Raw genomic sequence first — 15,259 nt, forward strand, 5'->3', positions numbered from 1 at the left:
GAGTACCGACCGCCAGGAGACGAGATGAACAGCCAGACAACACAGTTCGACGGCATCGAGGTGCTGCGGGCCGGACCCATGACCACCATCCAGGATTGGCCCGGCCGCGTCGGCTACTGGAAGGTCGGTGTCCCGCCGTCGGGTCCGATGGACGACCTGTCCTTCCGGTTGGCCAATATGGCCGTCGGAAATCCGGTCGACGCCGCGGGACTCGAGGTGACGATGCTCGGACCGTGCCTGCGTTTCTCGACGTCGGCAATGGTTGCCGTGACCGGCGCCCCTGTCCAGTTGACGCTCGACGGAGTCGGTGTGCCCCAATGGGTCCCACTCACGGTGCCTGCGGGCGGCGTGCTCGACGTCGGAGCTGTGGGTTCCCTGGGACTGCGCGTGTACATCGCGATCTCCGGAGGTGTCGAGGCAGAGGAGTACCTCGGCAGCCGTTCGACCTTCACGATGGGCAAGTTCGGCGGACTCGACGGACGCGTCCTCGCTGACGGTGACGTTCTGGCGCGCGCGGATCTCCCGACCGGGAATTCGACGCGGATTCTCACCGAGGAGCAGCCCGCGTTCACGAACGCATGGCAGCTCGGGGTGACGGTCGGACCGCACTCGGCCCCGGAGTTCTTCACTCCCAACGACATCGCCGAGATCATGGGCACCGACTATCAGGTGCACTTCAACTCCGACCGCACGGGTATCCGCCTGGTCGGTCCCAAACCGCAGTGGGCGCGGACCGACGGGGGCGAGGCCGGGCTGCATCCGTCGAACATCCACGACAACGCGTATTCGGTTGGAGCACTGGACTTCACCGGCGACACCCCGATCCTGCTCGGCCCCGATGGTCCCAGCCTCGGCGGATTCGTCTGCCCGGTGACGGTGACGGCGGCGGAGCGGTGGAAGCTGGGGCAGCTCAAGCCCGGTGACACGGTGCGGTTCGTCGCGGTCAAGGCGACGGAGGCGGCGTCGCCCGCAGAACTGGGCCTCGCACGCAGAGCGAGCTTCGTCGATGTCCTCTCTCGCGGAGGCGATCCCGACAGTGGAATCCTGGGAACCACGACGACGGCCGACGGCACCACGTCGGTGACCTACCGTCGCAGCGGCGACGACAACATCCTCGTCGAGTACGGCGACATGCGCCTCGACCTCGCACTTCGTGCCCGCGTGCATGCGCTCGCCGAGCGGATCGAAGCGGAGAGCCCCGCGGGCCTCGTCGACCTGACACCCGGAATCAGATCGCTTCAGGTGAAAGCAGATCCGACGAAGTGGTCGCAGCACGCCATGCGGGACTGGCTCATCGAGTGCGAGAGTCAGCTGCCTGCGGCGTCGGAACTCGTAGTCCCCAGCCGCACAGTGCATCTGCCGCTGTCGTGGGACGACCCGGCCACGCGCGAGGCGATCGAGCGGTACATGCTCGGCGTCCGCTCCGATGCTCCCTGGTGTCCGTGGAACATCGAGTTCATCCGACGCATGAATGGTCTCGACTCGGTCGACGATGTGCACCGGATCGTGTTCGACGCCGACTATCTCGTGCTCGGTCTCGGAGACGTGTATCTCGGTGCGCCCGTGGCGGTTCCGCTCGATCCGCGGCATCGACTGGTCACGACGAAGTACAACCCGGCACGTACCTGGACCCCCGAGAACGCTGTCGGCATCGGGGGTGCGTACCTCTGCATCTACGGAATGGAGGGGCCTGGCGGCTATCAGTTCGTCGGCCGCACGACGCAGGTCTGGAACCATCGCTATCCGCAGCAGGCTCCGGGATTCGATCCCGAACATCCCTGGCTGCTGCGCTTCTTCGACCGCATCAAGTGGTACCCGGTCGGCGCTGACGAACTGCTGGACATGCGGGCCGACGTCGCGGCGGGCCGCGGCGACAGCGTGCGCATCACCGAAGGCACCTTCTCGCTGGCAGAGCACGAGCGTTTCCTCGCCGACAACGCCGACGCCATCGCCGCATCCCGCACGACGATGGAGTACGCGCGAGCCGAAGAGCGTGAACGATGGTCTCTGGCAGGAGAGTTCACGACGACCGAGCAGAACCAGACCGGCAACTCGGATCCCAAGGGGGAGGTCGCATGACGAAAATCGACGATATCTACGCCGCGATCCGCGACGCCGACCGGCCGGAAGTGTTCATCACCCTTCGTCCGCAGGCCGACGTCGCACGCGACTACCAGCAGTCTCTGGCGAGCGGTGGACCACTGGCCGGAGTGACTCTCGCCGTCAAGGACAACGTCGACGTCGCGGGATTGCCCACGACGGCAGCGTGTCCCGGCTACGCCTACGTGCCCGACGCGGATGCGCCCACGGTTGCCGCGCTGCGCAAGGCAGGCGCTGTCGTCATCGGAAAGACCAACCTCGACCAGTTCGCCACCGGCCTCGTCGGAACCCGCAGTCCCTATGGCGCCGTGCGTGATTCGCGGCGACCCGATCGGATCTCCGGCGGGTCGAGTTCCGGGTCGGCGGTTGCCGTCGCGCTCGGTTTCGCCGACATCGCGATCGGTACCGACACCGCCGGGTCGGGTCGTGTCCCGGCGGGTCTGCAGGGGATCGTCGGCGTGAAGCCGACCGTGGGGGCGCTCTCCACCGTCGGAGTCGTGCCCGCGTGTGCCGACTACGACGTCCCGACTATCTTTGCCGCCGACCTCGACCTTGCGAACCTCGCCACCGGAGTGATGGCAGAGGCAACTGGTGAGCGACCATTCGACAGAGCGACCCGATTCGCGGCACCCGAGGCCCCGGTCATCGCGGTGCCCGCCGAACTCCCCGAACTCGACGATCGCTGGCGTGGCGCCTTCAGTGACGCGGTGGCCGCGGCCGAGGCTGCCGGCTTCACGATCAAGACCGTCGACCTCACGCCCTTCCTCGCCGCGGCACGACTGCTCTACGACGACGCTCTCGTCTCTGAACGATACGACGCTGTCGGTGAGTTCATCGACAGCGCAGCAGATTCCGACGACGTCGGTCTCGATCCCGTTGTGGCGCAGATCGTGTCGAAGGCATCCGGTTACACCGCGGTGGATCTGCTCCGTGCTCGACGTCGACTCGCAGAACTCAGGGCGCTGGCGATGGACCAGTGGGGTGATGCGACAGCACTGATGGTGCCGACGGCGCCGTTTCATCCACGAATCGACGAGGTCGTCGCAGACCCGATCGGCGTCAACAGTCGGATGGGTACCTACACCAACTTTTGCAATCTGTTCGATCTGTGCGGGTTGGCGGTCCCGGCAGGCGTCGTCGACGAGGCCGACGGAACCCGATCCCAGTTCGGCATCACGCTCCTCGCGGGTGCACACGAGGACGCCGTTCTCATCGATCTTGCTCGGCGACTGCGGGTTTCGCCGACCAACTCCCGTGATAGCGCATCCTTGACCATGCCGACGTGGCCCGAACGTGTCGCGCCATCGGTCGAGTTGGCCGTATTCGGTGCACATATGGCGGGTGGACCGCTGACGCACGAGCTCAGCGGTCGTGGCGCGCGCTGGAGTAGGGAAGTACGCACAGCGCCGTCGTATCGCCTTGTCGCACTGGACACGACGCCGCCCAAGCCGGGATTGATCCGCGACGTCGGTGCGGGTTGTGTCATCGAGGGGGAGAGCTGGGTGCTGTCGCCGGCCGCTCTCGGGGAGTTCCTCGCCGCACTGCCGCAGCCGATGATGCTCGGCAAGGTCGAGCTCGCCGACGGCGACTGGGTGGTCGGATTCGGATGTGACGCGCAGGCCGGGGAGTCGGGCCGCCCGCTCGAGCGCACGCGGTGGTGAGCCGCCGACGAGCAGACGTTTGCGGCGCTAAATTGTGAACGGTCGTGCGCTGAAAGATGTTCTCTCCCGGCGCATTCTGGCAAGTCGTTGAACGGACTCCTCAACGCAGTCAGCATTCGAGCGTTTTCCTGAAATCGTCCGCTCTGGGTGAACTGTGGTGATTCAATCCTCCTAGCTCGGGGACAGTACTCGGGCGGATGTCTCGGAGGGGTAAGCCACATGGCTCAATCGGCGGTGAACGGTGCGCGGCGCGGTGGAGTTCGTCGAGCGGAGAAACAGGATCGACGCCGCAAGCGCAAGGCCGGTCAGCGCGCCGCGGCAGGCGCCGTGGCGGTCGCAGCCGCAACCACGCTCGGCTTCGGGCAGACGGTCGGGGCGGGGCACGCGGAGGCAGTCACCATCCCGAACGCAGTCGGATCAGTCGGTGACGTCATCGGTGCCCTTGCGAACAACGGCGTTACCCAGGGCCTCGCCGACCAATGGCGGTTGAACCTGTGTTCGTCAGACTCCGACGGTGGGCCGGTCAACGGCGGTGCCGATTGCTCCAGGTCGACGGGCGTTGGTGTCGCAGTGGTGCTTCCGACGACGATCGATCTCGTGCCGGATGCTGCGTACAGTCCGGCGCAGGGCTTGTTCAATGCAGCCAAGGCGGCCGGCCTTGATTTCGGTACCGGAAAGATTCTAGGAATAACTGTGCCGGTTCCGGACGCCGCGTTGCCCGAGGGATCGGCGACGGTCATTGGTGACGGTTTTCAGTTTGCGCTCGCGTCAGGTGGAGGCAAAGCGACCGCCATCTCGTACCTCCCGCTGAGCCTGGCGACGGCCGGGGCGAGTGACGGCAACACCGCCTTCGCCTTCGCGATCATCGGTATGGCGAATGCGTGGAACACAAGCGACATCCCGGTCGAGATCTTCACTGTTCCGACCGGAATATCCGTGCCGGGCGCGAAGCATGTCAGTTGCTACGGAGTGCTCACCGCGGGGTACGCGAGCAATGTCGGTGCATGCGCGAACGTGGCGGGCACATTCGACGCCCGCCTTGATCTCCAGCAGTCCATCCCCGAGTTCCAGACTGCGTTGACCGACCCCACGGCAATTCTCGTCAACCCTGCCGAGGTGCTGTCCGACGTCCTTGGGCAGTTGTTCTCAGGCCAGCCCTTCTCGCTCAGCAAAGACTTCACCCGGCTCACCGTCGGAGGTGACCGGACGGATGCTTACGGTCTGCCCGTCTTGTTCACCCTCACAAGCGATTACGGAACCCAGGCGCCCATCGTGGTGCACTGGCTTGGCTCGTCGGTGACGTTCAATCCGACGGTGACGGTCAACGGCGAGGTCAAGCCGAACCATCTGGGACTTCCCGTGGTCACCCTCGGCGACGTCGACACCGCGCAGCTGCTGCCGACAGTCGACATCCCCGAGATCGCGTTCCCGTTCGGCGTGCCGTCGGTGGGCCCGTTCGGCGGGTCGAGCAGCGCCGTCAGCAGGTCGACGGCCTCGTCGTCGGTCAGCGCCCTGCGTGCCGACGCCAGCGAGGCCATCGCTCCCGCGGACACGCCCACAGAGACAGACACCGACACCGACACGACCGCGGCGTCGAGCACCGCTGACGCACCGACCGCAACGACCGAAACCGACACGGCGACAGAACAAGTCGACGCTCCGTCAGTACCGAAATCGACAGCCGGTGCCGCGCAGAGAGATTCGCGCGATTCCAGCGCGTCAGGGTACGTGGGCAAACATCGGTCGCTCGACGACTATGTCGGTAAGCATCGTTCGACGGATGGCACCGGGAGCACCGCCGGCGCGGCGTCGAACGGCGTCGCGAGTGCCGAGGGCGCAACCGACACCACCGATACCCACACCCACGACACCGGGACGTCGTCGGAGTCAGCGCACTCGACCGATAACGCCGCGAGCAGTCAGTAGTACCGGCCGCCTCCGCGCCACGAGATCGGCCTGTTCCTTCCGCACGAACTGACTGTTTGTTACAACGGAAGAGGCCGATCACTCGACGCGAGGAGACGACGATGAGCGAACCGATCTCAGGCGAAGACCTGCCCGAGGGCGTCGTCGACCCCGAAGCGCCACTCGACGACGAGCCGGGCGAATCGCTTGCCGACGATGCGCCGCTCGACGAATTCGTCGATCCCCTCGCAGGCGTCGAACCGCCACAATCCGACGACGTTCCGAGCGCGGACTACGTCGACCAGCACCTCGACGTCGACGAGGTGGAACCACCTCGGCGCGACGACTGACCGCAAAACGCCGGCAGCCCTCAGGGCCCCGTTGGCTAGAGTGGAGCCACCGACGCAGGTTCGCCCCAATGGTGTCGCCGACCGCTCGCTCATCGGAGTCAAGCGGCCGACGGCGGCGCGCGCTAGGAGGAAGTCATGGCGATCGATCCCGCAAAGAGCAAGGCAGTCTCACAGGTGGTGCGCGAGCATCCGGGGATGAGCCTCGTGGCGATCTCGCCAGGCATCGTGGTCTTCCTCCTGGTGGGGTTCTTCGCCAACTGGTTCCTGGCGATCGTGCTCGGCGTCGTCATGGTGGCGGGCGGGTACTACATGCTGACGCGACAGAAGTGAGCAGGGCATAAACCGGTGCGAGATCGACTGCGGACGGGTGACGCTCACTCGTGGGCAACGAGGCCCCGACGGTGAGCGCACGCGTCGACGCCTACATCTGGGCCATCCGGCTCACAAAAACACGTTCGGCTGCGGGTGACGCATACCGAGGCGGCCATGTTCGGGTCAACGGAGCGACCGCGAAGCCCGCGCAACACGTCAGCATCGGCGACGAGGTGCGGCTGCGGTTGGGTGGTCGGGAGCGCATCGTCGAGGTGACCCAGGTGATCACCAAGCGAGTGTCGCCCTCCGCGGCGTCGGCCTGCTACATCGACAAGAGTCCACCGCCGCCGGCCAAGGAGATCCTGGCGAGTCAGCCACGACGCGATCGTGGTGCCGGTCGGCCGACGAAACGCGAGCGACGCGAGATCGACAAGCTGATGCGCGGGGGCTTCCTCGTGTCGCTGGCGGTGGTGATCGCGCTGATCGGCAGTGCGTGCTCGTCGGATTCCGACGATTCGGGAGGCAACAGCAACAGCAACGGCAGCGCCGCGGCGCCGCCGGCCAAAGCGGGGTCGGGCCCGTTCTTCGGTGAATGCGGAGGCGTGACCACAGAGGAGGTCAACAACCTCGCAAAGCTGGGAACGCTGACCAACACGGTGAACAATTCGTCGGTGTGTGAGTGGTCGTCGAGCGTCGATCGCACCGGACCGGTGGCATCGTTCAACTGGTATCGCGGATCACCGATCGGACGTGAGCGTGCCACCGAGCAACTCTCCCGCGAGTCGACCAAAGACATAGAGATCAACGGCCACAAGGGATTCGTCGCCTCCGACACGGGCATCTGCGAGATCGGCATCGCTTTCGGCGCCGACTTCTTCGAGTGGTCGGTGAGCGCCGGGACCTCATCACTGAACGCGCAGGGTCCCGACACCGAACAGATCTGCGACGCCACGCGCCAACTGTCCACGATGTCGATCGAGCGTGCATCATGAGGCGCCTGCGACGCGTCGTCGTGCCACTGCTTGTCGCTCTGGCCCTGCTTGTCGGAGCGCTGTCGGGCTGCACCATCGACGGTCAGGCGGTCTCGTCCGAGCAGGCCAACGCCGATCAACCAGGCAACGTCGACACCGACCGGTTCGACAAACTGACCCTCGAATGCCAGGTGCTCTCAACTGCTCAGCTCGCCAAGGCGGTCGGCGGGACGTCGGCACGGGGCACCTTCAACGGCGCGATCTGCCGGTGGATCGTCGACGGCCCGGTCACCGCGAATGTCACGTTCAACTGGTTCGAATGGGGCGACTTCAACGTCGAGAAGGACACCGCCAAGCGGCTCGGCTACACCACCGAGAACGTCCGGATCGTGAGTCAGGCGGCCTTCACCCAGCGCGACCCCAAGCGGCCGGCGGTGTGCGGTGTGACCACTCGCGCGCCGACCCGCGGCGTCTACACGTTCTGGGTCGAACCGATCGGCGGCGCAGCAGCGGCAGACCCGTGCGCCGCTCCGACAAAGCTGATGGAGCTGCTCCTCAACGGTGGTCAATAGTCGCTGCCGCGACGGTGGTCAATAGTCGCTGCCGCGACGGTGGGCAGTAGTCGCTGCCGGGCGCCGCCGCGCGCGCCGGGGCATGATCTATGCCCATGGGACACTCCGGGTTTCGATTCCACCCTCGAATCCTCCGTGCGCTGCTGGCGTCGTGCGTGGCGGCACTGGCGATCGTGGGTGTCGGGTCGGTTGCCGACGCGGCCCTGAGCAACCGATGTGCCGGCGCGACAGTCACCACCAGAACTGCCTCGCCGTCTCCGGCGGGTTGGGCTGAGAACCTCACGTTCGATCACTCGGGCAACCTGTGGGTCTCACGTCTCTACGGGAATTCGGTGGAGCGCTATGACCGGTCCGGCCGACGCACCGCGACCGTCCCGGTGTGGGCGCCGGGCGCGCTGCGCATGGGTCCTGGCGGCGACCTGTATGTGAACTCGGGCGACCAGTTGTCGTTCGGCGCCGAACGCAACGGCGTCGTCGTGAAGTTTGATCCGCATGCGCCGCAACCGAATCCGACGATCTACGCACGAGGGTTCGCGATGCCCAATGGTCTGGCTTTCGATGCGCGCGGGTTCGGATATGTCGTCGACAGTTCGCGCGGCGTGGTCCGGATCGCGCCGGGTGGCGCCATCGACCAGCGGTGGACGGATAGAGCCCGAGCCGCGCTCGCCGCGTCGTCGGCCGTCAACGGGATCAGCCCCAATGGCGCGGTGGTCATCGGCAACGACCTCTACCTGACCTTCACGGCAAGTCGAACGGGCCGTGTCGTCGCACTACCGCTCGACGATCCCGGCTCGATTCGGGTCGTCACCGACCTCACGGCTCCGCTGCCCGGCCTGCTCGATGACCTCACCGCACTGGATCCGCACACGCTGGCCGTCACGTCGACGCTCGGCTCGCTCGCCCTCGTCGATGTGCGGACGGGCGCGCGGTGCACCATTGCACTCGGCGCGCCGGCCACGGCCGTCGCTGTGCAACCCTCGGACTCGCGTGCGCTGGTGGTCGCGTCGGAGACCGGCGCCCTGCTCGACGTACGCCTCGCCGGGTGAACACAAGGCAAACATATGTTCGACTATCGCGCGAATCGTGGCTAAGGTGAGTCCATGACTCTCTCGGTAGCCATGATCACGGTCGACACACTCGAACCAATTACACTCGCCAACTGGTGGGCGACCAATCTCGGCGGCACGATCGTCGCGGAGAATGACGGATTCTTCGTCGTCGTCGCGCTCCGTGACGGCGGGCCCGCGATCGGCTTCCAGAAAGTCGACGACCCGACGCCCGGCAAGAATCGCATCCACCTCGACCTCGCGTCGCCCGACTATCCGGCCATCGTCGACACTCTCGTCGCGAACGGAGCCACCAAGCTCGGCGACCGGGAGATCCCTGGTGGCGGGTTCGGGTGGACCACGCTGACCGATCCCGCGGGCAACGAGTTCTGCGTGTCAGGCGGTCACTGACTCATCGGCCACGGCCTGACCGCCGACTTCCTGATCGCCTGCTACCTGGTCTGCTGAGCGCTTCGTCACCGATACGGTTGCCGCGACCTGGTGCTCGCCGTCGTCGCCGGGAATGAGCATCCACAGCAGAAGTCGCTGAGGCTCCCGGACGCGCCGCAACGTGATCGGCGTGCCGGGGACGATCGGACGCAGGTACTCGATCACCAGCCGGTGTGGTCCGTCGATCAGGTCGAGGTGCTCGACGAGTTCGTCCTCGACGGCCTCGAGGTACGCGGCGTTGTTGAGGTGCTTGAACGGGTCGAAGTCGGTGCTGCGCAACACGTGTTCGCGGTCGTCGGCCGACGCCCCCTCGGCGTCGGGAGCCTTCTCCGGGTTCATTGACTTCCAGCGCAGGCGGTGCTCGTCGGTCATCGACGACAACAGCTCAAACGCGTCGTCGGAGATTCGTGACGGCATCCCTTGGTCGTTGACGTTGATCCAGAACGCCTCGGTCTCGATCAATCCCGACTCGCGTGGTTCGGGGTTGAACCGGTTGGTCTCGTGCTCGGCGGTCAGCCGCACGCGCATATTGGTCCACCGTGTCGAGAGCGACCCGCACCACCGCTGTGCCGTGACGGTCGCAGGCCACGAGATCGGCTCGATGACGTCGACGACGGTTCGCCGCACGATCCAGAACGGGTCTGAGTCGCCGAGATCGGTCGCTTCGATGTTGTCGTTGGCAATGTCCTGCAGGTATCGTGCGACGGCGTCGAGCCGCACGCGCATGTCCTGGTCGACGTCGCCGGTGCGTACGCGGTAGGTCGCCTCGAAGAAACGCGCACCGTCCTTGCGCTCGGGGAGGGCTGTGCCGGTGGCCTGGCTGTTGTCGCGGGTCAATAGATGTCCTCTGTTGGCGGTGTCGGCTGGCTCACACGCTGTGGTTACGATCGGGTAGCTCACGGACCGGTCGTTAAGATACAGTCACCACAAAACTAGAACACGTTCTACGTGTTGAACTTCGAGGACAGCGCCGATGGCCCATGTGATCACACGCCCCTGTTGTAACGATGCGAGCTGCGTCGCGGTGTGCCCGGTCAACTGTATCCACCCGACGCCCGACGAGCCCACCTTCTTCACCGCCGAGAGCCTCTACATCGACCCGGACACCTGCATCGACTGCGGAGCATGTATCGACGAATGCCCCGTCGAGGCGATCAGCCCCGACGATCAGCTCGACGAGCGCGATGAGCCCTACCTGCAGATCAACGCCGACTACTACAAGGATCACGACGTCGAAGGTGGTCTGGTCCCCCCGAAGAAGGCCCCCAAGCTGCCCGAAGGAGACGTCCGCGTCGCCATCGTCGGCGCCGGACCTGCCGCGTTCTATGCCGCGGAGGAACTGGTCCGCAAACCGCAGATCTCGGTCGACATGTTCGACCGTCTGCCCACGCCATACGGATTGGTGCGCGCGGGGGTCGCCCCCGACCACGCGGCAACCAAGGGCGTCGAGTCGACCTTCGCGGCGACCTCGGCCAAGCGTAATTTCCGCTACTTCCTCAACGTCGAAGTCGGCAAGCACATCAGCCACGACGAACTGACCGCCCGCTACAACGCGGTCATCTACGCCGTCGGGGCGCCCACCGACAAGCGACTCGGCATCCCCGGCGAGGAGCTGTCCGGTTCGGTGTCGGCCACCGAATTCGTCGCCTGGTACAACGGCCACCCCGACTTCGCCGACCTCACCTTCGACCTGTCCGGGGAGCGCGCGGTCGTCGTCGGCAACGGCAACGTCGCGCTCGACGTCGCACGCATCCTGGTGACCGATCCCGACGATCTCGCGAAGACCGACATCGCCGATCACGCCCTCGCCGCGTTGCGCGAGTCGAACATCCGGGAGGTTGTGCTCCTCGCGCGACGTGGCATCGCACAGGCCGCCTACACCAACAGCGAGTTCCTCGCGCTGGGTGAGGTCGACGGTGTGGACGTGATCATCGATCCGGCAGAGCTCACGCTCGACCCGGTGTCGGAGGCCGCACAATCCGACGATGAGTTGGATTCGACGATCGCGACAAAACTGCGGCTCGCACAGGAATTCGCGGAACGCCCGACCACCGACGGCAACAAGCGGATCGTCTTCCGCTTCCTGACGTCACCGACCGAGCTGACCGGCGACGGGAAGGTCGAGGCACTGCACGCCGTGCGCAACGTGTACACAGAGGCCGGTGAGAACGTCGCGATCGTGCCAACCGACAACGGCTTCGACCTCGAGACCGGGCTCGTATTGCGTGCGATCGGCTATCGCGGCGTGCCCATCAACGACGTCCCGTTCGACGAGGTGCGCTGCGTGGTGCCCAACGTCGAGGGTCGGGTGCAGTCGAGCGTCGACGGCGCGATCGTCAGGGGTCTGTACGTGACCGGATGGATCAAGCGCGGTGCCACGGGCGGCATCGGACGTAACCGACTGTGCGGGCAGGAGACCGCGGAATCGGTGATCGCCGACTTTGTCGCAGGCGTCCTGCCGCAGTCCTCTACCTCGGCGGATGACGTCGCCGATCTGGTGGCCGACCACGGCGCACATCGCATCGACCTTGCCGGATGGAAGAATATCGACGCCACCGAACGCAGCGCAGGCAAGTCGGCTGGGCGTCGTCGTGTGAAACTGGTGCATATCGGTGATCTCGAGTCGGCGTCTCGAGAGGCCGCGGAATCGAGATCGTGAGGGCGGTGTCGATTCGGCCCGTGTCGTCAGACCACTCGGTCGTCGATTGGCCGGCGAGCCGTGCAGCAGCATCGGGCCGTCGAAGGTCCGTGAATGGAGAGGTGGAACCACAAGGTGCGCGTGGCATTACTGTCGTATCGCAGCAAGCCGCATTGCGGTGGGCAAGGCGTCTATGTACGCCATCTCAGCAGGGAATTGGCGCTGCTGGGGCATCAGGTCGAGATCTTCTCGGGACAGCCGTATCCCGAGCTCGACCAGTCGGCGATAGACGCAGGCGTCACGCTCACCAAGGTCCCGAGCCTCGGTCTCTACGACGAACCCGACCCGTTCCGTACTCCGCGGCCCAGTGAGTTCCGCGACTGGATCGACGCCCTCGAAGTGGGCGCGATGTGGACGGCGAGCTTCGGCGAGCCGCTGACGTTCAGCCTTCGTGTCGCGCGGCTGCTCGCCGACCGACGCGACGACTTCGACATCGTGCACGACAACCAGTGCCTCGGCTACGGCCTGCTGCAGATCCAGAAGCAGGGCTATCCGTTGATCGCGACGATCCACCATCCGATCACGCGTGATCGTTCGTTGGCGGTCAAGGCGGCCAAGGGATGGCGAAAGGTCAGCGCATGGCGGTGGCATTCGTTCCTGCGGATGCAGGGTCGGGTCTCGCGTCGTATTCCGGAGTTGTTGACGGTCTCGCGGAGCAGTGAGGTCGACATCCGGAAGGCCTTCGACATCGAGGCCGGTCGGATCACGACCATCCCGCTCGGCGTCGACACCGCGATCTTCCGTCCCGAGGCCGCGCAGGCGCGCGTGCCAGGGCGCGTGGTCTGCGTCGCCAGCGCCGACGCCCCTCTCAAGGGTGTGTCGTATCTGCTGGAGGCGATCGCCAAGCTGAGTGCGGAGCGCGACGTCGAGCTCACACTGGTCTCCAAGCTCGACCCCGACGGACCGTCGGCGAAGATGATCGACGACCTCGCCATCTCGTCGCGAGTACGCGTGGTGTCCGGTCTCGAGGATTCGGAGATGGCGGAGCTGCTCGCGTCGGCTGAGGTCGCCTGCGTGCCGTCGCTGTACGAGGGATTCTCGCTGCCGGCCGTGGAGGCCATGAGCTGCGGCACGCCGCTCGTCGCCACGCACGCGGGCGCGATCCCCGAGGTCGTCGGAACCGACGGCCGGTCGGCTACGCTGGTGCCTCCACGCGATTCCGAGCGACTCGCGCAGGCCATCGGAGCTTTGCTCGACGACGAATCCGCCCGTGCCGCAATGGGTGTGGCCGCGCGTGAGCGAGTCGAAGATCGCTATAGCTGGGCTGCCGTCGCGGCGAAGACTGCGGCGCATTACGAGACGGTGCTCGCGCGGGTGGATCGTGAGGGCGCGAAACCGCGTGGGGTAACGATGGATTCGGAGAAGGGGAGTCATGCTCACAGTTGATTTCGACCGATTGGGTGTCGGGTCGCACACGAAGGTGATCGACATCGGTGCGGGGCAGGGCAGGCACTCGTTCGAGATGTTCCGTCGTGGTGCAGATGTCATCGCGTTCGACCAGTCCGAGAGCGACATGGCCGACGTGGCCGAGATGTTCGACGCGATGATGGCAGAGGGTCAGGTCCCCGCCGACGCCAAGGCGCGCGCGGAGGTCGGCGACGCTCTGCGACTTCCCTACGCAGACAACAGCTTCGACGTTGTGCTGATGTCGGAGATCCTGGAGCACATCCCGTCCGACGAGGCCGCCATCGCCGAGATGGCACGCATTCTCAAGCCGGGTGGCATCGGCGCTGTGACGGTGCCGCGGTACTGGCCCGAGAAGGTGTGCTGGGCGCTCTCGGATGCTTATCACGAGGTCGAGGGTGGTCACGTCCGGATCTACAAGGCGTCGGAGCTGGCCGACAAACTGCGTTCGGCGGGCCTCGAGGTGACCGGAACCGACCACGCACACGCTCTGCATGCCCCCTACTGGTGGCTCAAATGCGCTGTGGGCGTTGAGAACAACAAGAACCCGCTGGTACAGGCGTACCACAAGCTGTTGGTGTGGGACATGATGTCTGCGCCGGCCCTCACCCGCGTGGGTGAGCAGGTTCTCAACCCCGTGATCGGCAAGTCGGTCGCGTTGTACCTGCGAAAGCCGGAGAACGCAGCGTCGTGACCCCGACGTCGAGCGTCGTCGACCCATCTTCAGGTCGATGACCGCACAGGCGCACGTCGGTGCGCTCGCCATCGCCGGTGTGGTCACCGGTGAGCAGATGCGTGCCACCGGCGCCGCCATCGCCGCCATGCAGGAGGATTCCGGAGCGCTGCCGTGGTTCCCCGGCGGACGCACCGATCCCTGGGACCACATCGAATCGGCAATGGCATTGAGCGTCACCGGGTTTCATGCAGAAGCCGAGGCAGCGTACGCCTGGAGTCTGCACACGCAACGCGACGACGGATCGTGGCCGCTGCGCTTCGATTCGGGTGTTGTGACCGACCACGGCACCGACTCCAATTTCTGCGCCTACATCGCCGTCGGTGTGTGGCATCACTATCAGATCACCGGCGATGTCGTGTTCCTCGAACGCATGTGGCCGGTCGTCTGGTCGGCGATCAACCTCGTCCTGCGTTTCCAGCGTCCCGACGGCGCCTTCCGCTGGGCGGGCGACCACGCGACCGGCGCCATGTTCGACAAAGCGCTGATCACGGGGAATGCCAGCATCTTTCAGGCGCTCGACTGTGCCGTCCGCATCGCGACCGAGGTGGAGCAACCCGACGACGAGTGGGTGCGTGCACGTGCCGCGCTGCGCGACACATTTCGTTGTCGGCCAGAGGTTTTCGAGAAGCCGTCCGAGCATTCGATGGACTGGTACTACCCGGTGCTCGGCGGCGCGGTGCGCGGCCGTGCCGGTCAGGAGATGATCGCTCGACGCTGGGACGAGTTCGTCGTACCCGGTCTCGGCGCGCGGTGCGTCGACCACCGACCCTGGGTGACCGGTGCCGAAACCTGCGAATTGGCAATCGCACTCGACGCGCTGGGCGACACCGCGGACGCCGTGAAGCTCATCGCGTCGATCCAACACCTGCGCGACCCCGACGGCTCGTACTGGACCGGACTCGTCTTCGACGACGGCAAGCGCTGGCCGGTCGAGAAGAGTTGCTGGACGTCGGCGGCGGTTGTCCTCGCCGTCGACGCGGTCACGAGAAGCAGTGAGGCCAACGGGATCTTCCGCGAGGCCGGGGTGCTCTGAGCGCCGGTTCCCGGTGCCGGA

Annotated in this window: 14 protein-coding genes; 13 read left to right on the forward strand and 1 reads right to left on the reverse strand. The window is 65.9% G+C overall.

The window, feature by feature from the left end:
- Positions 1-24 precede the first annotated feature (24 nt).
- From GOSPT_RS12470 to GOSPT_RS12510, 9 genes are all read left to right on the forward strand, one after another.
- On the forward strand, positions 25-2,079 hold the full coding sequence (locus GOSPT_RS12470) for a 5-oxoprolinase/urea amidolyase family protein (RefSeq protein WP_039855866.1): 2,055 nt from the start codon (positions 25-27) through the stop codon (positions 2,077-2,079).
- Positions 2,076-3,761 (forward strand): allophanate hydrolase, encoded by a 1,686-nt coding sequence (atzF, locus tag GOSPT_RS12475; RefSeq protein WP_005206549.1) that lies wholly within the window; start codon positions 2,076-2,078, stop codon positions 3,759-3,761. Before GOSPT_RS12470 ends, atzF begins: the two co-directional genes overlap by 4 nt.
- A 219-nt stretch (positions 3,762-3,980) precedes the next feature.
- Positions 3,981-5,687, forward strand: coding sequence for a hypothetical protein (locus tag GOSPT_RS12480; RefSeq protein WP_005206550.1), 1,707 nt, complete (start codon positions 3,981-3,983; stop codon positions 5,685-5,687).
- 101 nt (positions 5,688-5,788) lie between these two features.
- The gene (locus GOSPT_RS12485) at positions 5,789-6,016 is read left to right on the forward strand and encodes a hypothetical protein (RefSeq protein ID WP_005206551.1); all 228 of its coding nucleotides are present in this window, start codon (positions 5,789-5,791) and stop codon (positions 6,014-6,016) included.
- Positions 6,017-6,151: 135 nt separating this feature from the next.
- Positions 6,152-6,346 carry a hypothetical protein gene (locus GOSPT_RS12490; RefSeq protein WP_005206552.1) on the forward strand — a complete coding sequence of 65 codons (195 nt, stop codon included), beginning with the start codon at positions 6,152-6,154 and terminating at the stop codon, positions 6,344-6,346.
- A 71-nt stretch (positions 6,347-6,417) separates the two neighbouring features.
- The gene (locus tag GOSPT_RS12495) at positions 6,418-7,320 is read left to right on the forward strand and encodes a DUF3558 family protein (protein WP_005206553.1); all 903 of its coding nucleotides are present in this window, start codon (positions 6,418-6,420) and stop codon (positions 7,318-7,320) included.
- A complete protein-coding gene (locus GOSPT_RS12500) occupies positions 7,317-7,871 on the forward strand; it encodes a DUF3558 domain-containing protein (RefSeq protein WP_005206554.1) in 555 nt (184 codons plus the stop codon). The genes GOSPT_RS12495 and GOSPT_RS12500 overlap by 4 nt, the downstream gene beginning before the upstream one ends.
- Positions 7,872-7,966: 95 nt before the next feature.
- Complete coding sequence (locus GOSPT_RS12505; protein WP_005206555.1) at positions 7,967-8,917, forward strand: SMP-30/gluconolactonase/LRE family protein; 951 nt, start codon at positions 7,967-7,969, stop codon at positions 8,915-8,917.
- A gap of 54 nt (positions 8,918-8,971) precedes the next feature.
- The gene (locus GOSPT_RS12510; protein WP_005206556.1) at positions 8,972-9,328 is read left to right on the forward strand and encodes a VOC family protein; all 357 of its coding nucleotides are present in this window, start codon (positions 8,972-8,974) and stop codon (positions 9,326-9,328) included.
- On the opposite strand, the gene GOSPT_RS12515 is transcribed toward GOSPT_RS12510, so the two are convergent.
- Entirely contained in the window at positions 9,314-10,204 is an 891-nt protein-coding gene (locus GOSPT_RS12515; RefSeq protein WP_245548716.1) for an acyl-[acyl-carrier-protein] thioesterase, read from the reverse strand. The genes GOSPT_RS12510 and GOSPT_RS12515 overlap by 15 nt on opposite strands.
- Before the next feature lie 136 nt (positions 10,205-10,340).
- On the opposite strand from GOSPT_RS12515, the gene GOSPT_RS12520 reads away from it, so the two are divergent.
- The 4 genes from GOSPT_RS12520 to GOSPT_RS12535 all read left to right on the forward strand — a co-directional run bounded on the left by GOSPT_RS12520 (position 10,341) and on the right by GOSPT_RS12535 (position 15,238).
- Positions 10,341-12,026, forward strand: coding sequence for an FAD-dependent oxidoreductase (locus tag GOSPT_RS12520; RefSeq protein ID WP_039855868.1), 1,686 nt, complete (start codon positions 10,341-10,343; stop codon positions 12,024-12,026).
- Between the two features lie 114 nt (positions 12,027-12,140).
- Positions 12,141-13,451 carry a glycosyltransferase family 4 protein gene (locus tag GOSPT_RS12525; RefSeq protein ID WP_039855884.1) on the forward strand — a complete coding sequence of 437 codons (1,311 nt, stop codon included), beginning with the start codon at positions 12,141-12,143 and terminating at the stop codon, positions 13,449-13,451.
- Entirely contained in the window at positions 13,438-14,163 is a 726-nt protein-coding gene (locus GOSPT_RS12530; RefSeq protein ID WP_005206560.1) for a class I SAM-dependent methyltransferase, read from the forward strand. The genes GOSPT_RS12525 and GOSPT_RS12530 overlap by 14 nt, the downstream gene beginning before the upstream one ends.
- Positions 14,164-14,200: 37 nt before the next feature.
- Positions 14,201-15,238, forward strand: coding sequence for a prenyltransferase/squalene oxidase repeat-containing protein (locus GOSPT_RS12535; protein ID WP_005206561.1), 1,038 nt, complete (start codon positions 14,201-14,203; stop codon positions 15,236-15,238).
- Positions 15,239-15,259 lie beyond the last annotated feature (21 nt).

The organism is Gordonia sputi NBRC 100414, from assembly GCF_000248055.1.
Classification (GTDB): domain Bacteria; phylum Actinomycetota; class Actinomycetes; order Mycobacteriales; family Mycobacteriaceae; genus Gordonia; species Gordonia sputi.